Annotated in this window: 25 protein-coding genes and 1 pseudogene; 17 read left to right on the top strand and 9 right to left on the bottom strand. The window is 61.5% G+C overall.

Features of this window, described 5'->3' with window-relative positions; genetic code table 11:
* Positions 1–38 precede the first annotated feature (38 nt).
* Complete coding sequence (locus AC1RLZ_RS25940) at positions 39–725, bottom strand: CBS domain-containing protein (protein ID WP_493190966.1); 687 nt, start codon at positions 723–725, stop codon at positions 39–41.
* Positions 726–1,219: 494 nt separating this feature from the next.
* On the opposite strand from AC1RLZ_RS25940, the gene AC1RLZ_RS25935 reads away from it, so the two are divergent.
* Positions 1,220–1,519: a hypothetical protein gene (locus AC1RLZ_RS25935; protein ID WP_493190965.1), complete on the top strand. Its 300-nt coding sequence runs from the start codon at positions 1,220–1,222 to the stop codon at positions 1,517–1,519.
* A 92-nt stretch (positions 1,520–1,611) separates the two neighbouring features.
* On the opposite strand, the gene AC1RLZ_RS25930 is transcribed toward AC1RLZ_RS25935, so the two are convergent.
* Positions 1,612–1,938 (bottom strand): BON domain-containing protein, encoded by a 327-nt coding sequence (locus AC1RLZ_RS25930; protein WP_493190964.1) that lies wholly within the window; start codon positions 1,936–1,938, stop codon positions 1,612–1,614.
* Positions 1,939–2,086: 148 nt separating this feature from the next.
* Here AC1RLZ_RS25930 and AC1RLZ_RS25925 point away from each other — a divergent pair, with 148 nt between their 5' ends.
* From AC1RLZ_RS25925 to AC1RLZ_RS25915, 3 genes are read left to right on the top strand one after another with little or no spacing between them, the layout of a single operon-like run.
* Positions 2,087–2,563 carry an Hsp20/alpha crystallin family protein gene (locus AC1RLZ_RS25925; protein WP_493190963.1) on the top strand — a complete coding sequence of 159 codons (477 nt, stop codon included), beginning with the start codon at positions 2,087–2,089 and terminating at the stop codon, positions 2,561–2,563.
* A gap of 60 nt (positions 2,564–2,623) precedes the next feature.
* Positions 2,624–3,100 carry a CBS domain-containing protein gene (locus AC1RLZ_RS25920; protein WP_493190962.1) on the top strand — a complete coding sequence of 159 codons (477 nt, stop codon included), beginning with the start codon at positions 2,624–2,626 and terminating at the stop codon, positions 3,098–3,100.
* Positions 3,082–5,778 carry a bifunctional acetate--CoA ligase family protein/GNAT family N-acetyltransferase gene (locus tag AC1RLZ_RS25915; RefSeq protein WP_493190961.1) on the top strand — a complete coding sequence of 899 codons (2,697 nt, stop codon included), beginning with the start codon at positions 3,082–3,084 and terminating at the stop codon, positions 5,776–5,778. The genes AC1RLZ_RS25920 and AC1RLZ_RS25915 overlap by 19 nt, the downstream gene beginning before the upstream one ends.
* 87 nt (positions 5,779–5,865) lie before the next feature.
* Here the strand turns inward: AC1RLZ_RS25915 and AC1RLZ_RS25910 are convergent, their stop codons facing one another.
* Positions 5,866–6,276, bottom strand: coding sequence for a hypothetical protein (locus AC1RLZ_RS25910; protein ID WP_493190960.1), 411 nt, complete (start codon positions 6,274–6,276; stop codon positions 5,866–5,868).
* Between the two features lie 510 nt (positions 6,277–6,786).
* Between AC1RLZ_RS25910 and AC1RLZ_RS25905 the strand changes: the two genes are divergently transcribed.
* The 3 genes from AC1RLZ_RS25905 to AC1RLZ_RS25895 are packed head-to-tail and all read left to right on the top strand — an operon-like array spanning position 6,787 to position 9,711.
* Positions 6,787–7,845: an MlaE family ABC transporter permease gene (locus tag AC1RLZ_RS25905; RefSeq protein WP_493190959.1), complete on the top strand. Its 1,059-nt coding sequence runs from the start codon at positions 6,787–6,789 to the stop codon at positions 7,843–7,845.
* Between the two features lie 3 nt (positions 7,846–7,848).
* Positions 7,849–8,598, top strand: a complete 750-nt coding sequence (locus AC1RLZ_RS25900) for an ABC transporter ATP-binding protein (RefSeq protein WP_493190958.1) — start codon at positions 7,849–7,851, stop codon at positions 8,596–8,598.
* A gap of 9 nt (positions 8,599–8,607) precedes the next feature.
* Complete coding sequence (locus AC1RLZ_RS25895) at positions 8,608–9,711, top strand: ABC-type transport auxiliary lipoprotein family protein (RefSeq protein ID WP_493190957.1); 1,104 nt, start codon at positions 8,608–8,610, stop codon at positions 9,709–9,711.
* Positions 9,712–9,738: 27 nt separating this feature from the next.
* Here AC1RLZ_RS25895 and fixJ read toward each other — a convergent pair whose 3' ends face one another.
* Together fixJ and AC1RLZ_RS25885 are read right to left on the bottom strand one after the other, a co-directional pair.
* A complete protein-coding gene (gene fixJ / locus AC1RLZ_RS25890; protein ID WP_493190956.1) occupies positions 9,739–10,344 on the bottom strand; it encodes a response regulator FixJ in 606 nt (201 codons plus the stop codon).
* Positions 10,334–11,740 (bottom strand): sensor histidine kinase, encoded by a 1,407-nt coding sequence (locus AC1RLZ_RS25885; protein WP_493190993.1) that lies wholly within the window; start codon positions 11,738–11,740, stop codon positions 10,334–10,336. The genes fixJ and AC1RLZ_RS25885 overlap by 11 nt, the downstream gene beginning before the upstream one ends.
* A 203-nt stretch (positions 11,741–11,943) precedes the next feature.
* Between AC1RLZ_RS25885 and AC1RLZ_RS25880 the strand changes: the two genes are divergently transcribed.
* The gene (locus AC1RLZ_RS25880) at positions 11,944–12,114 is read left to right on the top strand and encodes a hypothetical protein (RefSeq protein ID WP_493190955.1); all 171 of its coding nucleotides are present in this window, start codon (positions 11,944–11,946) and stop codon (positions 12,112–12,114) included.
* 241 nt (positions 12,115–12,355) lie between these two features.
* Here the strand turns inward: AC1RLZ_RS25880 and AC1RLZ_RS25875 are convergent, their stop codons facing one another.
* On the bottom strand, positions 12,356–12,751 hold the full coding sequence (locus AC1RLZ_RS25875; protein WP_493190954.1) for a hypothetical protein: 396 nt from the start codon (positions 12,749–12,751) through the stop codon (positions 12,356–12,358).
* Positions 12,752–12,783: 32 nt separating this feature from the next.
* On the opposite strand from AC1RLZ_RS25875, the gene AC1RLZ_RS25870 reads away from it, so the two are divergent.
* Positions 12,784–13,080, top strand: coding sequence for a hypothetical protein (locus AC1RLZ_RS25870; RefSeq protein ID WP_493190953.1), 297 nt, complete (start codon positions 12,784–12,786; stop codon positions 13,078–13,080).
* Positions 13,081–13,268: 188 nt separating this feature from the next.
* Here the strand turns inward: AC1RLZ_RS25870 and AC1RLZ_RS25865 are convergent, their stop codons facing one another.
* Positions 13,269–13,514 carry a PilZ domain-containing protein gene (locus tag AC1RLZ_RS25865; RefSeq protein WP_493190952.1) on the bottom strand — a complete coding sequence of 82 codons (246 nt, stop codon included), beginning with the start codon at positions 13,512–13,514 and terminating at the stop codon, positions 13,269–13,271.
* Between the two features lie 284 nt (positions 13,515–13,798).
* On the opposite strand from AC1RLZ_RS25865, the gene AC1RLZ_RS25860 reads away from it, so the two are divergent.
* The 7 genes and pseudogenes from AC1RLZ_RS25860 (at position 13,799) to AC1RLZ_RS25830 (ending at position 20,072) form a co-directional block, all read left to right on the top strand.
* Positions 13,799–14,038 (top strand): hypothetical protein, encoded by a 240-nt coding sequence (locus AC1RLZ_RS25860; protein WP_493190951.1) that lies wholly within the window; start codon positions 13,799–13,801, stop codon positions 14,036–14,038.
* 930 nt (positions 14,039–14,968) lie between these two features.
* Positions 14,969–15,247: pseudogene (gene thyA / locus AC1RLZ_RS25855) on the top strand (thymidylate synthase); the annotation flags it as partial.
* Positions 15,248–15,252: 5 nt separating this feature from the next.
* A complete protein-coding gene (locus AC1RLZ_RS25850; protein WP_493190950.1) occupies positions 15,253–15,780 on the top strand; it encodes a dihydrofolate reductase in 528 nt (175 codons plus the stop codon).
* A gap of 152 nt (positions 15,781–15,932) precedes the next feature.
* Positions 15,933–17,087 (top strand): FtsH protease activity modulator HflK, encoded by a 1,155-nt coding sequence (gene hflK, locus AC1RLZ_RS25845; RefSeq protein ID WP_371424618.1) that lies wholly within the window; start codon positions 15,933–15,935, stop codon positions 17,085–17,087.
* Positions 17,084–17,977: a protease modulator HflC gene (gene hflC, locus AC1RLZ_RS25840; protein ID WP_371424619.1), complete on the top strand. Its 894-nt coding sequence runs from the start codon at positions 17,084–17,086 to the stop codon at positions 17,975–17,977. Before hflK ends, hflC begins: the two co-directional genes overlap by 4 nt.
* Positions 17,978–18,144: 167 nt before the next feature.
* Positions 18,145–18,345: a DUF2065 domain-containing protein gene (locus AC1RLZ_RS25835; RefSeq protein ID WP_371424620.1), complete on the top strand. Its 201-nt coding sequence runs from the start codon at positions 18,145–18,147 to the stop codon at positions 18,343–18,345.
* Positions 18,346–18,533: 188 nt separating this feature from the next.
* Complete coding sequence (locus tag AC1RLZ_RS25830; protein ID WP_493190949.1) at positions 18,534–20,072, top strand: Do family serine endopeptidase; 1,539 nt, start codon at positions 18,534–18,536, stop codon at positions 20,070–20,072.
* An 853-nt stretch (positions 20,073–20,925) separates the two neighbouring features.
* On the opposite strand, the gene serB is transcribed toward AC1RLZ_RS25830, so the two are convergent.
* Positions 20,926–21,816, bottom strand: coding sequence for a phosphoserine phosphatase SerB (serB, locus tag AC1RLZ_RS25825; RefSeq protein ID WP_493190948.1), 891 nt, complete (start codon positions 21,814–21,816; stop codon positions 20,926–20,928).
* 3 nt (positions 21,817–21,819) lie between these two features.
* Here serB and miaA point away from each other — a divergent pair, with 3 nt between their 5' ends.
* Positions 21,820–22,728, top strand: coding sequence for a tRNA (adenosine(37)-N6)-dimethylallyltransferase MiaA (gene miaA / locus AC1RLZ_RS25820; RefSeq protein WP_493190947.1), 909 nt, complete (start codon positions 21,820–21,822; stop codon positions 22,726–22,728).
* An 80-nt stretch (positions 22,729–22,808) separates the two neighbouring features.
* Here the strand turns inward: miaA and AC1RLZ_RS25815 are convergent, their stop codons facing one another.
* A complete protein-coding gene (locus tag AC1RLZ_RS25815) occupies positions 22,809–23,231 on the bottom strand; it encodes a styrene oxide isomerase (RefSeq protein WP_371426097.1) in 423 nt (140 codons plus the stop codon).
* Between the last annotated feature and the right edge of the window lie 45 nt (positions 23,232–23,276).

The raw sequence follows: 23,276 nt of genomic DNA, 5'->3' as shown, positions 1-23,276 counted from the left end.
CTCCCGAAGGGGCGTGCTGGAGCCTGCATATCGCGCGGTCAGGTACCGAAAATGGGCATCTCCAGCAGATGATCGTTGACCGATGAAACACCGGGTTGCGACTCCGCGGCGACGCGGATGGCGTTTCGCTCGTCATTCGATTCCACGCCGCCCCAGAGGTCGACGATGCCGTTACTGACAGTGATGCTCAGGTGTTGGGGATGCGCCCAAGGCAGTGTCCTGATCTTGCTCATGAGATCGCTCCTGATTGTCTCGTCGGCAAGGGTGACTTCGATCCTTGGCCGCGCGCCCGCGACGAGTTGCACAATGTTCGATCGACTGATTATCCCGACAGTGGCCCCGTCCACATCCAGAATCGGAATGCGTTTGACGTGTTTCTCCTCGATCAGGCCCGCAATGTCGTAAACGGACGTTTCAGGTGATGCGGTCACGACGTCGCGGGTCATAATGTCACTGACCTTGGTGCTGTGCGATTTCACGTAGTCTGCTGCCACAGCGTGATTTCCGGCAAGCATGTGCACCCACCAGGAATAACGATTCTCGGTCCCGGATTCGACCCGGCGCAGCAGATCGCCTTCGGTCACGATTCCGACCAGCTTGCCCGCGCCGTCCAAGACGGGCACTGCACTGATGCGCTTTTCAACGATCAGTTTTGCGACATCTCGAGCCGTCGCGCTGAGACCGACGCAGATGACCGGTGAAGTCATTAGATCGCGTGCCTTCATGGAATGTCCTCCTGAGCGTTCTTCCGACGATCGCCCGATGTTCCAGCGATATGATGAAGTAGGATGGCACCGCCACATCCAGCGGCAACGAAACATCGCATGGCGTGACATGCTTGCTTTGATCTTCGTCAAAGGTGAAGAGCTCTGCGCGGATTAGCTTTGCGGCAATTGTTCGATACTTCACGCGAAACGCATTAGACAAAATTCTGGAGGGGACGCCGTGAGGACAGTGAAAGAACGCCCTTCGAGCTTGCTCGCCTGCAGCGGATCTGTGATCTGTCGAATGGCAACAGGGCAATGACCAGAGATTGCATGGAAGCCGTGGCGTTGGAGCGCCGGATCGCGGCCCTCGAAAGGGGCTTGCCGCCTCCCGCCCGCGACCGCATCCAGACAGGACCGGTGGCCGCGAAGTCGTCGTCGAGGCCGGTTGATGTCTCGGCTTTGGGCAAACTCACCGGACGGGTCGTGGATTATCTTGCCTATAGGAGGGTGCTATGCATCGTGCCACTCGGCGCAAAGCGCCTGAAGCAAGTCCCGTCGCAGTCGCCGGCGATCGCCTGCGCGGATACGCCGACAGGATCCGCCGGGCCACGGCCATGGGACATCGGCTGAACTTCACGGCGGAAGAGGTCCTGGAGGCGGTCCAGCAGGCAAGCCGACACTGCATGGGCGCGCTCGAAGTTTATACGTCGACTGACAAGGAAAAGACGTTGAAGGATGTGGCGGGGGCCCAACAACAGATCTGCGATACGATACAGGCCCTGAGGGAGAGAATGCTCTTCGCTCCGCTCTAATGTTCGGGAGCGCCCAAATACCGCCTCGGCTCGAAGTTCGTTCGGTCGGGCAGCCTCCTGCAGAGACGATCGCCTGCAGGATGAGCCACTTCTCACTTGATCGTCAGCCGGTCGTCGATCGCGGATACTCCCGGGGCGGACCAAGCCGCGTTCTCGACAGCGCGTTTTTCGTCCCAGTTGTCCACGTTGCCTTCGAGAGTGACGTTATGGCCATCCTTGACGGTGACGCGGATGCGCCTGACGCGACCAACATGACGCATGAGCGCAGACTCGATCGTCAGCTTCACGTTGGAGGGTTCTGCTCGCGGCTTGATTTCGATCTTGTTCGTGATCCCGCGGAAGCCGGCGAGTTTCCTGACGTTGTCATCCGCCGCTGTCTTTTCGAAATGCCAGTCGACGGTACCGTCAATGTGATCCAACCGTCCTGGACAAGCACCAGGATTTCATCGGACAGCCGGGCATATCAATTGCGCCCATCCAGGGCGGCCTTTTGATTTTGCGCAAAGCCGGCAGTCCTCAGCAGAGTATGCTTTCGTTGCCATCAAGGCTCAAACAGGAGGCAAGTATATGTCCAAGCAATCTGTTGTTCCCGTCGGCGCCGAGCGTCAGGTTTCGCGCCGCGAGGCAAATCCGCTATCCTTCCTGCAGCAGGAGATCGACCGACTGTTCGACGGTTTCACGCGCGGTTTCCCCGGCTTCGTCACCCATGCGGGCGTCGTCCCGAACATGGATGTGAGCGAGACCGACAAGGTGATCGAGATTACGGCCGAACTCCCCGGTCTTGAAAAGAAGGATGTCACGCTCAACGTCGCCGACAATACCCTGACTATCCGCGGCGAGAAGAAGAACGAGCGCGAGGAAAAGGAGAAGGACTATCATCTCGTCGAACGTAGCTACGGTTCGTTCTCCCGGTCCATCGAACTACCCGCTGGAGTGAAGTCGGAAGACATCTCGGCCGAGATCGCCAAGGGAGTCCTGAAGGTGACGGTTCAGAAGCCGGCACCCAAGGTCTCGAAGCAGATCGAAATCAAGAGCGCAGCCTGATCCGGCACGCGACGTGCCGCACTCATCCGCGGCACGTCTCCGGCCGCCCGGGAGCGAACTATGTATGAGTTTCTTGAAGAGACAGCTGGCGATGTAATGACCAGATCTTGCAGGCAGGTCTCTCCAGAGACGACTGTCGGCGACCTGCACCGGTTGTTCGCGATGGACGACGTCGAGTCCTATCCCGTGGTCCGCAATGGCGAGGTTATCGGAATCGTTTCGAAGTTCGATTCTCTGCGGCCCTTCGCCTTCAGTACGGATCAGATCCTTCCGCATTATGACGAGATCATGGGAACCGTGGTCGAGGAAATCATGTCACGCGACGTGATCTCTGCGAATAGCGATACCCGTCTGACCCACGTCCTGCAGACCATGGTGCAGCACCGGATCAAGAGCGTGCCGGTACATGATCGCGAGAACAAGCTCATCGGTATCGTGGGGCGCGGAGACATATTCCGAGCCTTGCGAAAATGCACGCTCCCGGCGGGCGTGCCCACCCCTGGCCCGGATGCTGCGGTATGTCGACGTACAAATTAGAGAAGCTGCTGGCTCCCCAGGCACTCGCTCTCGTTGGTGCGAGCCCCCGCCCAGGATCCTTGGGAGCAGCTGTTCTGCGCAACATCCGCGCGGCTGGATACGTCGGCAAATTTGAGGTCGTCAATCCGGTGCATCCGGACATCGAGGGCCACAAGACGTTCGCGTCCCTCGACGCTCTGCCTTTCCCGCCGGATCTCGTGGTCGTCACGGCGCCGGCGGCGGCCGTACCGGGGATCATTTCCGCAGCCGCCATCAAGGGCGCGGCAGGAGCTGTCATCCTCAGTTCTGGTCTGGGCCACGGCGCCAATTCCTTCGCGGCAGCAGCACTCGATGCGGCGAAGAAGGGCGGACTGCGGTTGATCGGGCCAAACTGCCTAGGTTTACTTGTGCCGCGGCATCGCCTGAACGCGAGCTTCGCGGCGCATATGCCGGGCGAAGGATCATTGGCTCTGATTTCACAGTCGGGTGCGATTGTCGCCGCCATGGTCGACTGGGCGGCGCGGCGGCCGGTTGGCTTCTCCGGGATTGTCTCGATCGGGGATCAACTCGATGTCGATCTTGCCGATTGTCTCGACTACTTCGCATCGGACCCGGGCACCCGGGCCATCTTGCTCTATCTGGAGGCGATCCCGGATGCGCGCAAGTTCATGTCGGCGGCGCGCGCTGCGGCGCGCGTGAAGCCCGTGGTCGTGGTCAAGGCGGGCCGCATGGCGCAGGGCGCCAAGGCGGCGGCGACGCATACCGGAGCACTGGCCGGCGCCGACGCTGTCTACGATGCCGCCTTTCGCCGCGCAGGTCTGCTGCGCGTGTTCGACCTCAGGGAGTTGTTCGACTGCGCGGAGGTGCTGGCAGGGGGCGTAGAGTCTCGCGGAAAGCGTCTCGCCATCCTCACCAACGGTGGGGGTCTGGGCATCCTGGCGGTCGATCGGTTGGTCGAACTCGGTGGCGTTCCGGCGGACCTTGGCGGTGCCGTCAGATCGCGGCTGGACGATGCACTCGGCGGATGGTCAGGATCTAACCCGGTGGATGTCGGCGGCGATGCGGGTGCCGACACCTACCGGGCAGCGCTGGATGCCCTGCTTGACGACGCCGGCAACGATGCCGTCCTGGTAATGAATGTCCAGACCGCCGTGGCGGACCCCGTCGCCATTGCCCATGCGGTGGCCGATACAGTATCGGAGCACAGGGGAAACGGGTCCGGATCACCACCGAAGCCGGTGTTGGCTGCCTTCGTCGGTGCCGACGCAGCGGTGTCGGGGCCCCTCGACTCCGCCGCCATCCCGAATTTCCCGACGGAGGACGATGCCATACGCGCTTTCATTTACGGCGTGCACCATCATGAGTCGATGCAAACATTGATGGCGACGCCTCCCGGCGGCATGGCGGGCGTCAAGGCGGATCGTGCCGCTGCGCAACGCGTCTTGGACCAGGCCATCGGGGAGGGGCGCGGTTGGCTCGACCCGTTGGAAATCGCGACCGTGTTTGACGCCTACGACATCCCGATCGTCCCGACGCGGATGGCGGCGAATGTGGACGAAGCCGTATCATTATCGGAGAGCTTTTTCCGGAAGGGCCATCCGGTAGTTATGAAGATCCTGTCGCGCGACATCGTGCACAAGTCCGATGTCGGGGGCGTGGCGCTTGGCCTGCGGAACGCCGACGCTGTCCGCGTTGCCCATGGTGCGATGATGGAGGCCGTGACAGCCAAGTGTCCGGGCGCCCGCATTGCTGGCGTTATCGTTCAGCCGATGATCGTGCGGCCGCACGCGCGGGAATTGATCGCCGGCCTTGCCGACGATCCGACGTTCGGACCGGTGGTCGCTTTCGGTCGTGGCGGAACTGCCGTCGAAATCATCAACGACAAGGCGCTCGCATTGCCGCCGCTCGATATGAAGCTGGCGGACGATCTGGTGAAGCGCACCGCGGTCGCGCGGCAACTGACTGGCTACCGCGATGTTCCCGCCGTCAAGGAAGACGCCGTCCAGATGACACTGCTGAAATTATCGCAGATGGCGATCGACCTTCCGCTGATCCGCGAACTCGACATCAATCCGTTGCTTGCGGACGAAGCCGGCGTTCTGGCGCTGGATGCGCGGATCGCGGTGGCCGTACCGGAGCGCCTTTTCGCTGGACAGACACGGCTGGCCATCCGGCCGTTTCCTGCAGCGTGGCAACGCGACGTCGTTCTGCAGGATGGCGAGACCGTTCACCTGCGTCCTATCGTGCCGGAAGACGAGGCCGCCATCAAGCATCTGCTTGACCACACCGATGCCGGCGATTTGCATTCGAGGTTTCTCGGGGCAATCAAGGAATTCCCGCACCCGTTCGTGGCCCGGCTCACGCAACTCGATTATGCACGCGCCATGGCTTTCGCCGCCGAGGCTCCTGGCGGCGGCGAAATATTCGGGGTCTCGCGTCTGCATTCAGACTCCCAGTACAAGACGGCGGAATATGCCGTTCTGGTCCGCTCCGACCACAAGGGGCACGGCCTCGGCTGGGCCCTGATGACCGAACTGATCCGCTACGCGAAGAGCGAAGGTCTCCTCGAGCTGCATGGCGACGTGCTGCAATCGAACGACGGCATGCTGCAGATGTGCCGGGCTTTGGGCTTCCAGGTCGTAAACGACCCGGAGGATCCGGCCGTCGCGCTCGTTTCGCTGAAGCTGCAGGTGCGATGACTGACCCGCCCGAAGCGAGGACCGATCCTCTGACGTATGGCTCAGTTTCTACTCCGAGAACATCAGAGCGGCTTGATGCGCGGTCGGTTAAAGCGGGGTGACGGACATCACCCGATAGGTATGGATTGCGTCGGCCTCGCGTAACGAAACGTATTCGCCTTGCCGGAACGCTTCCTCCTCGAAATGGAATCCCGCCTCGTCCGACACGTCTCCAGCCACGTCGTAGTGGAATGCCCAGCTTCCGCCGGGCCTGCGGACGAGATGGCCGCGGATGTCATCTCCGCCCGGACGCAGGCGCGTGACGCGGCAAGCCTCGCGGTGCGACTTCCACGACGCAGCATCGATGTGATCGTTCCCGTCGAGCGGCGCAGCGATTACGTAGCCGATCTCGGAGTTTCCCTCGGGATGCTTGGCACTGCGCGCAAATTCGAGGCGGATTCTGCGGAAAGTCGCGGGGAGGCTGCTGTTACGGAAGGGTTGGAAGGAGTGTTGCTGCATGGGATGTCCCTTTGGTCAGGATCGGTATTGGTCATGCCGGCCGGCGAGGCCGATCCGGACCTCCCGTTCGGTGGGTCGCACGCAGTGCCGCGCCGACCAGAATGCCTATCATGAGGGCGGAGACGACAGCGGAGGCGGACTGCTCGATCACCCTTGTCTCAAAAGGACGCTGTCGATCGTTCAGAATCCTCTTTATGGCCGCCCAAACGCGGACGACGCTCGAAGCAAGCCCACATCGCGGCGCAGTGTAGCGATCCTGCTGTTCGGTATGTTTTGGCATCCTGTTCCCTCATCGTCCGCAGAGTAAGCCGATTTCGCTTCTGCCGATTGACCCACGTCAAACTCACCCACCTCGATAGAGGGGCCGCCTTGCGATTGATCAAGGCGCGATAGGGGGCGATCCTTCTATCTGCGCTCATGCAAGACGCCATAAGCCCGCCTGATCTACTTCCGACTCTGACAGCGCAGCCCGGGCGCCCGCTCGCTTTGGCCGCCGGTGGCTCTTGGACAGTGGAGCATGCCGAATTGATGGAGCGGCTGCTGCGCGACGCGGAACTGCGTCTCCGCCCGGCGCCTGGCGGCGAACTCGATCTGACGGCTGTGACGGACCTCGATACGTCAGGTGCCTGGATCCTCGAGAAGGTCACCCGCGCGCCGGCCGGCGGCGGCGCCGTGAAAGCCCATGGTCTTATGGCATCCCTGTCAGGGCTGATCGCGCAGGCACATCAACTCAACAGGGGGCCGCCGGAAGTAGAACCGCGAAAGGCTTGGCCGCTGGTTCAGATTGAGCGCGCAGCGGACTACATGACGAGCGTATTCCGTGATGCCGTGGCATTCTTGCATCTGCTTGGGGCGGTCAGTACTAGCCTGGGACGCATCATGCTGCGACCTGCGCGGCTGCGCCTGACCTCGACCGTCTATCAGTTATTTCGGGTCGGCTGGCAGGCGATTCCGATCATGCTGCTCATCACCTTCTTGATCGGCGCGATCATCGCCCAGCAGGGTATCTTCCACTTCAGACGCTTCGGCGCGGAATCCTACGTGGTCGATATGGTCGGCATTCTGGTGCTGCGCGAGATCGGAGTTCTGATCGTCGCCATCATGGTCGCTGGCCGCTCCGGCAGCGCGTACACTGCCGAGATTGGTTCCATGAAGATGCGCGAGGAAATCGACGCCCTGATCACCATGGAGCGGGATCCCATCGAAGTGCTAATCATTCCGCGCGTGCTGGCGCTGATCATCGCATTGCCGATCCTCGCCTTCCTCGGCTCGCTGGCAGCGCTCTATGGTGGCGGTCTCGTCGCATGGCTCTACGGCGGAATGAGTCCTGCGATCTTCATCGCGCGACTCCGCGAGGCGGTTTCCGTGACCCATTTCGAGGTCGGCCTGATCAAGGCGCCATTTATGGCCCTGGTCATCGGAATCGTCGCCGCAATGGAAGGCTTGCGCGTGAAGGGAAGCGCCGAGTCGCTTGGGCGTCAGACCACTGCGTCGGTCGTGAAATCGATCTTTCTCGTCATCGTCATCGACGGCATCTTCGCCGTGTTCTTCGCCTCGATCGGAATGTAGCCCATGTCCGAGCCCGATGCAGCGATCCAAATCGACGACCTAGTGGTTGGCTTTGGCCGCCACGTGGTCATCGATCACCTGTCACTCACCGTTCGCCGCGGCGAGACGATGGGACTGGTCGGCGCCTCCGGAGGCGGCAAGTCCGTCCTCATGCGCGCGATGATCGGGTTGCTCCCGAAGCGGAGCGGCGAGATACGCATCGATCCGCAAATCGAACGCCGCGCGGTCAGCCGCTTGGGCGTGCTTTTCCAGCAGGGAGCTCTCTTCTCGTCGTTGAACGCCCGTCAGAACGTACAGTTTCCGTTGCGCGAGAACGTCAACATCTCGGACGAGTTGTTGGACGAGATCGCCAATGCCAAGCTCGAAATGGTGGGCCTGACGGCGGCCGACGGCGAAAAACTTCCCTCCGAACTATCAGGCGGAATGACCAAGCGCGTAGCCCTTGCGCGCGCACTTGCGTTGGACCCGGCAATCCTGTTTCTCGACGAGCCTACGTCGGGGCTCGACCCCATCGCCGCGGGTGAGTTCGATGCCCTCATCACCGTGCTGCAGAAGACGCTCGGTCTAACGGTGTTCATGGTCACCCACGATCTCAGCAGTCTTGCATCGATCTGCGACCGAGTCGCGGCACTTGCAAACGGAAAGATCGTTGCGCTGGGCTCCCTCGATGACGTCCGGGCCTCGGATCATCCGTGGGTCAGGAGCTACTTCCACGGCGTACGCGCCAAGATGATCCACAGCCCCGCCGCCTAGGAGAAGAACATGGAAACGCGCGCACCATTCGTCATCGTCGGAGCGTTCGTCCTCGCCGTGATCGTCGGCGTGTTCGGCTTCGTCTACTGGCTGAACAACGCCGGTGCCGTCGGACGCCGCGCGACCTATCAGATCGCCTTCGACGGTCCCGTTCCCGGACTGTTGACCGGAGCGGCTGTCCTGTTCAATGGAATTCGCGTCGGAGAGGTGACGTCCCTTCGTCTGGACCCCGCGCGTCCGCGGGCCGTGGCCGCCACCGTTGCTGTGGCTATCGAGACACCTGTGCGCAAGGACACCAAGATCGGGCTGGACTTTCAGGGGCTCACCGGCGTGCCGGTCGTTGCGCTCGAAGGTGGCAGCGGTACTGCGGGTCTGGATTCTGGCGATGTCCTGGAGGCAGGGCCGGGCGCTGGCCAAAGCATGACGCAGGCGGCGCGGGACGCGCTGCAGCGCGTGGACGCTGTCCTGTCGGAGAACGCGGACCCGCTCCGCGATACGGTGGCGAACCTGAAGATCTTCGCGGAGGGGCTGGCGCGCAATACGCCGCGCGTGGACAGCATTCTGGCCGGGCTGGACCGGACGATGGGGGGAGGCCAGTCGCCGCAAGCGAAGGTTACCTACGATCTAGAAGCTCCGCAATTCGAACCGGGGCAGCCGCGGCTCAGGACGCAGATCACCCTTGGTGAACCTAGCGCGATCGCGAGGTTGCAGACACAACGCTTTCTGTTTCCGGCGGGTGAGGAGCCGCCCGGCTTCGCGGCGTCGCAATGGAGCGACAGCCTACCGGTCCTCTTGCAGGCGAAGCTGCTCCAGAGCTTCGAGAATTACGACATCGATCATCCACCGCTGAGGCCCGATAATTCTGCGCAGGTCGGCACCCGGATCTTGCTGGATTTGCGCAAGTTCGAGATCGACCCGTCGGCTGATGCCAAAGCGGTGATCATCATGTCGGCGAAAATCCTCGATGAATCGAACAAGGTGATTGCCGCACGGATATTCAGCACGACGCAGCCGGTCGGCGCGATGGATCCAGCCACGGCGGCGACGGCCTTCAACACGGCGTTCCAGAAACTCGCCCGAGATATAGTGCAGTGGACCGCTCGGGCGTTATAGCGAACACGCGAAGCGTGCGCGCCATATCTAGAGCCCCGCAGCAAGCGCGAGCCGCATGAGCTCCGACATGCTTCGTGCACCAGTCTTCGCCATCAGATTGGCTCGGTAGACCTCGACCGTGCGCGGACTGATCCCGAGATCGTGCGCGATCACCTTGTTGATCTTCCCGGATACCAGGCCTTGCAGCACGTCGCGCTCGCGCGGCGACAGGTCGGCAAGACGCGCCATCGCGCCGTCACGTCCGGTGTCGGCCCCATCAACCGACTTGGCCGCGATGGCCGACCGAATGGCAGAGAGCAGCGCATCGTCGTCGAAGGGCTTCTCGATGAAATCGGCGACACCTGCCTTCATGGCCTCGACGGCCAGCGCGACGTCGCCGTGACCGGTGATCGCTATAACGGGGCAGGTCACGCCGTCCGCCTTGAGTCTGCGGACCAAATCCAGCCCGTTCATGCCGGGCATGCGGATGTCCGAAACGACGCAGTCGGGGACCGTCTTTCGAACATGGTCGAGGAACGCAGCGGCGGTCCCGTGCGAGCGGGCATTGAATCCATTGACATCGAGCAGGAAGGCCAGGGAATCCCGCATGGCCGGGTCGTCGTCGATGATATCGATGGTGGGTCTATCGTTCATGTTGCGGGACCTGCTCTGCAAAGGGCAAAGTGAATTGAAAGCGCGTGCCGCCCTCGATCACCGGCTCGGCCCAGATGCGGCCGCCATGGGCCTCGACGATCGTGCGGCAGATCGAGAGGCCGACGCCCATGCCATCCGGTTTGGTGCTCACAAAGGGCTGGAAGAGGCGACTTTGCATCTCCGCACCGAGACCGTGCCCGGTGTCCGAGATTTCGAACAGGGCGGAATCGCCGTCACGGCGGACGGTGATGCTGAGTTCTAGCCGATCTGCTGTTGCCATTGCCTCGATGGCGTTGCGGATGAGATTCAGGGCCACCTGCTGGATCTGGATCCTGTCGACGAGAACCGGCGGCATGTCCGGTTCGGCACGCAGCGTCACGTGGATGCCGAGATCTCGGGCTCCGAACAAAGCGAGCGCCGCTGCCTCCTCCAGCAAAGTACCGGGATTCTCCAGTGCGGACTGCGTCTCGCCTTTGGCGACGAATTCCCGCAGCCTGGCGATGATCTCACCCGCCCGCAACGCCTGTTCGGCCGTCCGGTCGAGCGCTGCCGCTATCCGCGATGGATCGGAATTCGGCTGCGCGAGCAGCGTCTTCGCGCCGCGCACATAGTTCGTGATCGCCGAAAGCGGCTGATTGAGTTCGTGCGCCAGGGAGGACGCCATCTCGCCCATCGCGCTCAGACGGGAGACGTGGACGAGTTCTGATTGCAGTTCCTGAACGCGTCGCTCTTGCGTGCGCCTCTCGGTGAGGTCGCGAACGAAGCCGGTGAAGAACCGGGCGTCGCCGACCTTGGCCTCGCCGACGGCGAGCTCCATCGGGAATGTTGATCCGTCCTTGCGTTCCCCGACGACGATGCGGCCGATGCCGATGATGCGGCGCTCACCAGTTCGTCGGTAGCGGCCGAGATAGCCGTCGTGCTCCGCTCGGTATGGCGACGGCATCAGCATGGATACGTTCCTGCCTATCGCTTCGGCTGCGCTCCATCCGAACAGGCGGACCGCCGCCGCGCTGAAGGAGCTTATGATGCCTCTGTCGTCGATGACGATCATGGCTTCAGGCATGGTTTCCAGGATCGATTGCAGATGCGCCTGTCGTTTCCGCGCGTGATCGGACTCTCTGAACAGCCGATCGCCGATAAGGCCAAGCACGGGCCCCACCACTGCGAAGAACGAAAGGTCAATCAGATTGGCGGGATGCAGCAGCAATTCCCTGCCGCTGATGGCCAAACTGCCGACGATACAGAGCAACGTGGCGAAGATTGCGGGACCGCGGCCTCCCACGAATGCAGCGAAAACCACGACCGGCACGTAAATGACCGTGAATGTACGGCCCTCGAAAGAATATTCGAGCAGCATACGCAGCAATACCGCCACGGCGACCGCGGCTGCAGCCATGCCGTACGGAATAAAAGCGCGCGCCCGACTGTTCAAACTAGCGTCTCCCCGATCACCTCAACCCACGCCCACGTCGATATGCGGTATCGCTCAACCAAAACACCGCAACATGGTGCGGCTTCGAGTTCCTTCCCATCGTACCCTTCGCGTGCGATAGTCAAGCTACCTTGGCATACCTTGGCGACAGATCGGGGATTCGGGCCATGGACAAAAGCGTAGCAGACCTCAACATCGCGCATTTTAAACGGCTAATCGAAACCGAAACAAACGGCGACAAGCGGCAGTTGCTCATGCGGCTGCTGGCCGAGGAAGAGGCAAAGATCGCGTCATTGCTGAACAACCGATCGCAACCGGGGAAGCCGTCCGGCTGCTAGTCGCATCTCTGCCAGAGCCTCCAATGGGTCGGCTCCACCCTGATGATTGCCCTGGTTTCGGAGTGTATCCACCCGCCCGGTCTGCGACGGCACGGGAAAACGAGCGCATGGGGGACCTCGCTCTCGATGACCGCGAGCTCAAGATCGCAATCATCGGGAGCGGACTGGATGTTTTGCCATTCGTGTTCAATCGGCATGAGCGCCTCCCGGTCGCGCGTTATCTCGCGGGGGCCGTCTTGGATCATGGGCTTCGGGACTCCGCAGCATCTTTCGACAGTTCCGTTTCCGCGGCGCTGACCGGAGAGAAAAAGTGCATTTCGAGCTCGCCGAGAGCCCGCGCGCTGTCTAGCGTGTAGCTGGCGTCGTCGGCGGCGTTCTTCATCACGCCCTCAATCCATTGTTCGCAAAGCCTGATCTTTTCGCCCACCGCAGGCGTTCCACCGAACTTGAACAGCAATTGCCACAGTTCGGTCGAATCCTTCTGAACCCGCTCCAGCCAATGCTGGTTGATCTCCATCACCTTCTTGGCGAGCTCGGATTGGACTGCAGCCGCCTGCGCAGCACGTTGGCGCAGCGCGGTTGCGATTGCGGGGACGCTATGCGGTACGCTGTTGTTTTCAGACATTGATGCCTCCATGGGCGACCTGGTTTGGTCATGCACTTGTGCGCATGTTGATCCGCGTGGCTCCTGAGACTTTGACGTGGGTCAAAAACTTCAAGAAAATGCCGGTCGCAGAACACTTAACGGAGCAGGCAATTGGTCAAGGGCCAGCTCGAACTCGACAACCGCTTGCCAGACACAAGAACCGCGACGTCGAACGGGCGTCCATTCAGTTTCAGGCGCTGTCCACACATGCGTTCGACGATTCCCGTGCCAGCAACAGTTTGCAGTCGGCTTCGGATGTCGTGCACGAGATCGGCAGCGAGTACGTTGTTAACGGGAAGCCCAATAACCTGGTCGGGTGACAGATCTAAATATTTGTTCGCTGTTGGCCGATGCCCGAACTCGCTCATCGGTGCTCACGGAAAGCAAAAAGCCAGTCGGTTGAATGATCCAAGATGGATCGGCTTGCGGTCGCAATTTGTCAGAGAAACGCTCTCCGCTGGATTGGGCGATACCGCCGTCGATTGCGTTGGCCGCTGCTTGACTTAGGTCAAGGCCAATCGAAGGTAACTCCGATCCGAAACCCTCTTCGCCAAACGACCTGGCATGACAAATTTAGGTTGTCCTCAGCCACAATGAGCGAGAATTTGTCCGGAATTCTAATCTGATATTCAACTTCGATAGTCGCGCCAGTTGTCGATAGATTGCGAATGACGCATTTAATAGCGTCTAGGCCCGTCTGAATTGTAGCCGTTTTCGAGGCCCGGAAACGAGGTTTAAGCCGTGTCTCAACCATCGCAAAACTCAGCAATTCTTATCGATTGAAACAATCTCAAGATAAAATGCAGTAAGGTACCATGAGCGTAGCCGCTTAATTCTTTGACAACGGATCAGCGGCGCTGGATCAGAAAGCGACGGCTGCCCGAATGAGCCCGAGACCTTGCGGACGGCATGCAGGTACGGATCGCCGTTGTAAGTCAGGCCGCGCAAAAGACTGCCAATAACTGCTATTCTGCATTTCGGGACTGGAGCTGTCGCACAAAAATCGCGTTCGACTTGTCATGATGGCGAGTATCGACGATGAGCGATCATCAACTCTTTGAACGATTATTGCCTCACTCATTCATGGGTGCAGGTTTAGGAGGCGCATTCGCTTGCTCGCTCTTGGCCCTGAATGTCCAGCGCCTGTGGGACGTGGTACAGAGCAGCAGCGCTCCCACTACAATGGGGATTATCTTGATAGGAGGCTGTTCCTTCTATTTTGCATTTGGTGCCACGATCACCGGCTTCCAGTTCGTGCTGATGGACGATGCGGATTAGGCACGTCTAGGGCCGATCGCGCGTTAGTGTTTGGGCTGGGGCGGCATCTCCGGTCCGCGATTTCGGTATGGACGCCAACGGATCGGACAAGCGCGTTCTTGCAGACGTTGACTATGCCCCATCGAAATAGGGAGGCAGACGAAGCTCGTCGGCTCCTCCCGAAGAAATCTCCGGCATCAGGTAGCGAACGCCACTGAATCATCCATAATCATCTGACGTCATTGAGCGGCGTGAGGAACATCGTTTCTTAAAGGCCCGGCGAGTAGGTCGCTCTCCCGCCGGGCCGACCGAAGAAAGGCTTCTGGGTCAAGATTGGGTCGGTGTTATCTTGCGTTAACTCAAACCCGAAATCCATCGACCGCTAGATCGCTTCAACTCGCTCGATCCTGTTGTCGAACAACGAGCGCGGAACAATTTTGGAACGAAGTGTTGTGGCCAACATCTTGCAGACGCACATCGGTTCGCCTTTCACGGTGGTGCATCTGCACGTGTCGCCGTATGCAAATATTAGCAATCTATCGATGTCCCGGTCTGCAATGGCCGCTTCAATCTGATTGTCGTAAGTCAAAACGTGTTCCCCTCCTGTATCATCGATTTAAATATACGAAGGCGGCAGGGCGAAAGTTTCATAGGTTTCCCTTATCTTTTACCAGATAACAGCGATGCTTTTAGATGATGAACGCCAACCCCCGCTGCGGTGACGGAAACGATCGACTTGAACGGCGAAATTTGATTGCCGCAGTGTGAGAGCCACCCGTGCGTTCGTTTGCCCGGGGCTGTCCTTCATTCCGGACGGGGACCGACAGCTTCAAATAGTGTCTCCCTTTGGAATCAGGTATCAAAGTGATAGAATGCGGCATCTAAATACCGTTCATATCTTCTGTGGAATATTGTCATATGATAGCGAAGATAGCGGTTAAACACCTGACCGGAAAACCCTTCAACATCGCGTCCTACGCGCTGCTGACGATGATGATCGCGCAGGTCACGGGGCTGAAGGCCGGCGACTTCATCCATACGCTCGGCGATGCCCATCTGTACTCCAATCATCTGGACCAGGCGTGGCTGCAGCTCACGCGGGCAACGCGTACGCTGCCGGTGACGAAGATCAATCCGGACGCGAAGGACATCTTCGCGTTCCGCTATGAGGACTTCACCCTCGAGGGCTACGACCCGCATCCGCATATCAAGGCCGAGGTTGCGGTGTGATCGCAATGACGGCTGCCCCTCAGATCGTTCTCATCTACGCCGTCGCGGAGAACGGTGTGATCGGGCAGGGCAATGCCATTCCATGGCGGCTGAAGTCAGATATGCAGCGCCTGAAGGCGCTGACCATGGGTAAGCCGATCGTGATGGGGCGCAAGACATACGAGTCGTTTCCGAAGCGGCCGCTGCCGGGACGCACCAATATCGTCATCACGCGCAATGCGGGCTATGAGGTCGCAGGAGCCGTAGTCACTACGTCGCTTGCCGATGCGCACGCGGTGGCGACTGGCGATGCGCTGCGGCGTTTGGTCACCGAGATCGCCGTTATCGGCGGCGCCGAGATTTATGCCCGGTGGATGGGGATCGCCGACCGCCTCGAAGTTACGGAGGTGCATGCGAACCCGGTTGGCGACACCTTTATGCCGCCAGTCGATCTCACTGTGTGGGAAGAAGTTGCCCGCGTCAGGAATGCCGCTGCGGATGAGGACAGCGTCGATTTCTCCTATGTGACATATTGCCGGAGAGCGCCCCGTTAACTGCGTTTCCGCCCGTTAACATTGACTTTTGCGACCTTGGGCATAGCTCCAGCGATCAAGAACCCCGCGTTGTAAGAGCTGGGGTCGTCCCCTATAAAGCCATGCAGACGTGGCGAGACCGGTATGTCCGGCCGCGCAGAGGAGAGTGTTGAATGCCGTGGAAGAATCAAGGCGGAGGCCCATGGGGCTCTGGTCCGAAGGGACCTTGGGGTTCTGGTCCACAATCGTCCGGACCGAGGCCGCCTGATCTTGAGGATCTGCTGCGCAAGGGGCAGGACCGTCTGCAGTCGTTGTTGCCCGGCGGCTTCATCAGCGGCATGGGCATCGCGCTCGTGCTTGCCGTGGCGCTCGTGATCTGGGGTCTGTCCGGTTTCTTCCGCGTGCAGTCCGAAGAGCTCGGTGTCGTGCTGCGCTTCGGCAAGCATGTGCGTACCGTGCAACCCGGCCTGAACTATCACCTGCCTTATCCGATCGAGACCGTGCTGTTGCCGAAGGCGCTGCGCGTATCGACGCTGTCGGTTGGCATGTCGATCATGGAAGACACCGGCCGCCGTGGCCGCAGCATCCGCGATGTGCCGGAAGAAAGCCTGATGCTCACTGGCGACGAGAACATCGTCGATGTCGATTTCACCGTGTTGTGGCGCATCAAGCCCGACGGTGTCGGCAACTTCCTGTTCAACATCCAGAACCCCGAAGGCACCGTGAAAGCGGTGGCCGAAAGCGTGATGCGTGAAGTGGTTGGCCGCGCCAACATTCAGCCGATCCTCACCGGCGCACGCACCACCACCGAAAGCCAGGTGCAGGAACTGATGCAGAAGACGCTCGACGGCTATAGCGCCGGCGTCCTGATCCAGCAGGTCCAGCTGCAGAAGGTGGATCCGCCGGCACAGGTGATCGATGCATTCCGTGACGTGCAGGCGGCGCAGGCCGATGCCCAGCGTCTGCAGAACGAAGCCCAGACCTATACCAACCGCGTCGTTCCCGATGCGCGCGGTCGTGCTGCGCAGATCCTGCAGGTCGCCGAAGGTTATCGCGAACAGGCGATCGCCGAAGCCAAGGGCCAGAGCGCGCGCTTCCTGAAAGTGTATGACGAGTACAAGAAGGCGCCGGACGTGACCCGTCAGCGTATCTATCTCGAAACCATGGAGCGGATCCTCGGCGGCGCCGAGAAGCTGGTCTATGACGGCGGCCAGGGTGCCGGCGCTTCGCAAGGCGTCGTGCCTTATCTTCCCTTGAACGAACTGACGCCGCGGCGTCAGCCTCCGGCGCCATCTGGTCAGCCTCAGCAGAGCGGGAGCACCCGATGAAAACCGGCATCTCAGGTATCGTTGCACTGATTGTAGTGCTGGTGCTGGTCATCGTGGGCTTCGGCTCGATCTATACGGTGCGCCAGACTGAACAGGCCCTCGTGGTGCGGCTCGGTGAGCCGGTTCGCGTGGTCACCGAGCCCGGTCTGAACTTCAAGATCCCGTTCATCGACAGCGTGATCTCGATCGACAAGCGTATCCTCGATCTGGAAAACCCGGCTCAGGAAATCATCGCCAACGACCAGCGTCGTCTGGTGGTCGATGCCTTCGCCCGCTACAAGATCAAGAACGCGTTGCGCTTCTACCAGAGCATCGGGTCGATCCAGGCGGCGAACATCCAGTTGACCACGCTGCTCAACGCGGCCATGCGCCGTGTGCTCGGCGAGGTCACCTTCATCCAGATCGTGCGCGACGAGCGCGAGAACCTGATGAACAAGATCCGCGAACAGCTCGACAAGGAAGCCGACGGCTACGGCATCTCGGTCGTCGATGTTCGTATTCGCCGCGCCGATCTGCCCGAGGCCAACAGCCAGGCGGTGTATCAGCGGATGCAGACCGAACGTCAGCGGGAAGCTGCCGAGTTCCGCGCGCAGGGCGGCCAGAAGGCGCAGGAGATTCGCTCCAAGGCCGATCGTGAAGCAACGGTGATCATCGCCGATGCGAACTCGACGGCTGAACAAACCCGCGGTGCGGGCGACGGCGAGCGCAACCGCCTGTTCGCCGAATCCTACGGCCAGGATCCGGAGTTCTTCGCGTTCTATCGCTCGATGACGGCTTACGAGAACGGATTGAAGAGCAACGACACCCGCTTCCTGCTGCGGCCGGATTCGGAGTTCTTCCGCTTCTTCGCCAATCCGTCGGGAAAGCCCCCCGCGGCAAAGCCGCAGTAACGGCGTCGTCAGTTAAGCTTACGCAGATACCTGTTTTGCGTTCGCTGTCACTCTGATCTAAGGATGAGGCGCGCCATCGTGGTGCGCCTCATTTGTTTTCAGAAAAGCGCCAAGAAAACTGCCAAGAAACTACGGCCAGGGTGCGAACGTTCGGGAGTGGAAGTCGGATGAGGTCCATAGCGTTTGCCGACTTCCTCATCGGCATCGGAATCCTGTTCGTATTCGAAGGCATCCTGTTTCTGGCATTCCCCGGATGGATGCGTCGCGCCATGAAGAGCGCGCTGCACAGCCCTGACAATATCCTGCGCATCGCGGGCCTGGTCTCGGCGGTCGGTGGCCTGATCCTGATCTGGGCAATCCGGCACTAGCGGCCTTCATCGGGAGTTCGAAAAGCTCTTCCCGATCAACGTGATCGTGCACGCTTACGTCCGCATTCCGCCGCAATCCGCGTCCCAGATGGGCCACCCGGATGGCCCGAGCGAAGGCTTGCGTGACGTCGCCGTTCGGGCGCACTCTCGGCCAAATTTGCCGACTCTCTTTTGGAGACGTTTCCGACATGTCCATCGCTCATCCCTCTCTGAGCCCCGCTTCGCGCCGCGCGTCGTCTGCCGGCCTGCGTCCGCTGCTGGCGGCGCTCGCATTTGGTGCCGCCGTTGCCACGTTTTCCGTGCCGGCCTCGGCCCGCGGGCCGGACGGCATCGCCGATATCGCGGAGAAGGTGATCGATTCCGTGGTCAATATCTCGACCACGTCCACCGTCGAGGCGAAGAACAGCGACAAGGGCGAGGGCGGTGGCCGCGGGGCGATGCCGCAACTGCCGCCAGGTTCGCCGTTCGAGGAATTCTTCGACGACTTCTTCAAGAACCGCGGCGGTCGCCCCGGTGGCGAGAAGAATGGCGGCATGCAGCCGCGCAAGACCAATTCGCTTGGCTCCGGCTTCATCATCGACGCATCCGGCATTGTCGTCACCAACAACCACGTCATCGATGGCGCCGACGAGATCACCGTCATCATGAATGACGGCACCAAGATCAAGGCAGAGCTGGTCGGCGTCGACAAGAAGACCGATCTGGCGGTGCTGAAGTTCACCCCGGTAAAGCCTGTGGTCGCCGTCAAGTTCGGCGATAGCGAGAAGCTGCGCCTTGGCGAATGGGTGATCGCCATCGGCAATCCGTTCTCGCTTGGCGGCAGCGTCACCGCGGGCATCGTCTCGGCGCGTAACCGCGAGATCAGCAATAACAGTCCCTATGACAGCTACATCCAGACTGACGCCTCGATCAATCGCGGCAATTCCGGTGGTCCGCTGTTCAACCTCGATGGCGAAGTGGTCGGCGTGAACACGCTGATCATCTCGCCCACCGGCGGCTCCATCGGCCTCGGCTTTGCCGTCCCGTCGAAGACCGTGGTCGGCGTCATCGAGCAGCTACGCGAATACAAGGAAGTCCGCCGCGGCTGGCTCGGTGTACGCATCCAGCCGGTCACCGACGAGATCGCCGAGAGCCTGAACATCAAGCCCGCGCGCGGTGCGCTGATCGCCGGCGTCGATGACAAGGGTCCCGCCAAGCCTGCGGGCCTCGAGCCCGGCGACGTGGTCATCAAGTTCGACGGCCGCGACGTCAAGGAGCCGAAGGACCTGTCGCGCATCGTCGCCGGCACCGCCGTCGGCAAGGCCGTCAATGTGCTGATCATCCGCAAGGGCAAGGAAGAAACCAAGCAGGTCACCCTCGGCCGTCTGGAAGACGACAAGCCTGTGCAGGCCTCGATCAAGGCTACGCCGGAAGCCGAGAAGCCGGCGACCCAGAAGGCGCTGGGTCTCGATCTCACCGGCCTCAGCAAGGATCTGCGCACCAAGTACAAGATCAAGGACAGCGTGAAGGGCGTGATCGTGACCGGCGTGGACGCCGGCTCCGACGCAGCCGAGAAGCGCCTGGCCGCCGGTGATGTCATTGTCGAGGTCGCGCAGGAAGCCGTCACCAACGCCGCCGACGTCAAGAAGCGCGTCGACGCGTTGAAGAAGGACGGCAAGAAGTCGGTGCTGCTGCTGGTGTCGAACGCCGAAGGCGAGCTGCGCTTCGTCGCGCTGAGCGTGCAGTAGGGCGCTGTTGCGATTGTAGGATGGGGTGAGCGTCCTCGCGAAACCCATCTTCGAACGGTTTGCGATTGATGGGTTTCGCTCCGGCGCGCTGCGCCTGCGCTCTACCCATCCTACGGCCTCACCAGATTCAACTGTCAAACAGCCACTGCTTCAGACAACACGTGCTCTTCAGACATGCGTCATCGTCCTGTTATTTGCGGCGCGGGGGCGCCGTCGTCTCTTGCATTCCCGCCCCTTGCGAGAGGGCGTGCGGAACGCCGGGGGCCCGATGCACCCTTGGGCCTGATGCCGATGCGGTCTTCCGCAAGGGTATGCATCAGGACTTTCGGAAAGCACGGGCGATTGCCCGGCGTTCCGCCTGCGGTGTTTTGTCGGCTTGCTGAATGCTTGCCCAGATGACCGATCAAGGTCACCCTTGTTGGGCCCTGCGCGACAGCGCCGGGGGAGCACAAGCTACTGGGCCGGACGCGTTTCGAATCTGGTCGTCCGTCGCGTGATCCGCGGGCTCGTTCCATCTGCAACCAGGCCGTGCCGCCTGTCCCAGTGGTATCCTGACCACAGACGATGCGGCCTATCCGCAGACAGCCGTTACCCACGCATCCCGTGACGCCGCATCTCCGGCGTCCACCGCATGCCGCCCCGCAATCGTGACGATCGCGATCGCCCCTCTCGGTGGGGCAGGACGAAGGGGAAAATAATCAAGATGGGGATGTTGTTAATACAAATAGGAAAAAATGTTTGCGGCTACTTACTGCCCCAAGCTGTCATTCCGGAGCGGTCCCGGCGCCCGAGGCGACGGGACCGAACCCGGAATGACCAGGGAGAGACGGGCGTTACCAAGTCAGAATTTCGCCTAGCTCACGAACTCGGTGCGCCTATATCCCTGCGCATACAGCAGTGCCGTGAGATCGCCGTGGTCGATGCGGGCTGCTGCGGCAGCAGCCACTGCCGGCTTGGCGTGATAGGCGACGCCGAGGCCTGCATCCTGGATCATGGCGAGATCGTTGGCGCCGTCGCCGACAGCCAGCGTGTCGAGATTGTCGAGGTCGAAGGACTCGCGCAGTTCGACGAGGGTCGCGAGTTTTGCGGCCTTGCCGAGGATCGGCTCGGCAACGGTGCCCGTGAGCTTGCCGTCATTCACATGCAGCACGTTGGCGCGGTTTTCCTGGAAGCCGACGAGCTCGGCGACCTTGGCTGTGAACAGCGTGAAGCCGCCGGAGACGAGGCATGTATAGGCGCCATTGGCGCGCATGGTCTGTACCAGTTCACGGCCGCCCGGTGTCAGCGTGATACGCTCGGCCAGCACTTCGTCGACGACGCCGACATTCAGGTCCTTTAACAACGCCACGCGTTCGCGCAGCGCCGGCTCGAACTCGATCTCGCCGCGCATGGCGCGTTCGGTGATCGCAGCGACATGGGCCTTGAGGCCGGCGAAATCCGCGAGCTCGTCGATACATTCCTGGCCGATCATGGTGGAATCCATGTCGGCGAGAAAAAGCTTCTTGCGCCGGCCCTCGACAGGCTGCACGACAACGTCGATCGGCATGTCGCCGCGGGCAGCGCGGAGGCGATCGCCGAGCGCGAGCATGTTGTGGTCGCTGGTGAACAGGATGTCGGCGGCGACGCCGTCGCTCAGCCAGTGCGCTTCGGTGTCGCCCGGCAGAAGCGCGCGCAGTCCGTCGACCACCGTGCTATCGAGAGCGGGATCGGCGGGGTTGCAGATCAGGGTCGCAACGAGAGACATGACGTGAGTTCCAGGCCAGACAACAGAGCGCTGCTTATCGCAGGGCCGACCGCCAGCGGCAAGTCGGCGCTGGCGCTGGCCGTGGCGCGTGCGCAGGATGGCGTGGTCATCAATACCGACAGCATGCAGGTCTATCGCGACCTGCGCGTGCTCACCGCGCGACCAACGCCGGAGGAAGAGGCGCTGGCGCCGCACCGGCTCTATGGCACGGTCGATGCCGCGGTGAATTTCTCCGCAGGCGCGTGGGTGGAGGAGGCGGCACGCGTGCTCGCGGAAGTGCGGGCGCAGGGCAAGCTTCCGATCTTCATCGGTGGCTCCGGATTGTATTTCAAGGCGCTGACGCGCGGGCTCTCGGCCGTGCCGCCGATTGCCGCCGAGGTGCGCGACGGCGTCCGGGCGCGGCTGGAGCGCGCTGGGCCCGAGGCGCTACATGCGCAGCTCGCGCGCGTCGATCCGGTCTCTGCCGCACGGCTGAACCTGCGCGACCGCACGCGCATCGCCCGTGCGCTGGAAGTCGTGGAAGCGACCGGGCGGTCGCTCACCGACTGGCACAGCCAGGGCCTGCCGCCGCTGTTGCCGCCGGAGGGCGTGACCGCGCTGTTTCTCGCGCCAGAACGCGACGAACTCTATGCGCGGATCGATGCGCGCTTCGGCAAGATGCTGGACGAGGGCGCACTGGACGAGGTCGCTGCATTGGCCTCGCGTGGGCTCGATCCGCTGTTGCCGGCGATGAAGGCGCATGGCGTGCCGGCCCTGATCCGGCATATCCGCGGCGAGATCTCGCGCGACGAGGCAGCGGAGATCGGCCGCGCCGATACGCGGCACTATGCCAAGCGGCAGTTCACCTGGTTTCGGCATCAACTGCCGGAGTTCGAATGGATGACGCCGGAGGAGGCGAGGGCGAAACTGTAGGGTGGGCAAAGGCGTCCTTGCGCCGTGCCCACCGTTCTATGCTCTGCATGTGATGGTGGGCACGCTTCGCTGTGCCCACCCTATAGTCTGCGGCGCAGGCCCCACAATGCCAGAAGCGCGGTCGCCAGTATCGCCATTCCTACGGTGACGAAACCCAGCGTCACAATGGTTTCCTGCAACGGCGGAGCACTGTGGCCGGCTCCGGTGATCAGCGACAGGCTGTTGGCACCGACGATCGCCGCGAGCGTCGTCGTCGCCCAGTTCGCATAGGTGCCGTACAGCGCGAGCCAGAAGGTGACTGTCGGCATGCGGCCGGACAGACGCACGTGATGCCACGCCGCGCCCAGCGCGATCAGGAATGTGCCGTTCATCAAACCTTCGAGATGCGCGGCGAGACCCATGCGCGGGTTGCTGAAGTGCGGTTCGGCAAAGCCTGTCAGCAGCCCGAGTAGAAACAGGAACATGCCGTGCCAGATCAGGCGGCGCTGCCTTTCGTCGCTCATGGTCGCTTACCCCTCGCTCCGTGCCGGCTATCCCGACAGGATTGG

The sequence above is a fragment of the Tardiphaga sp. GW822-FHT04G09 genome (assembly GCF_058800725.1).
This window is presented reverse-complemented; position numbering and strand designations above follow the sequence as displayed.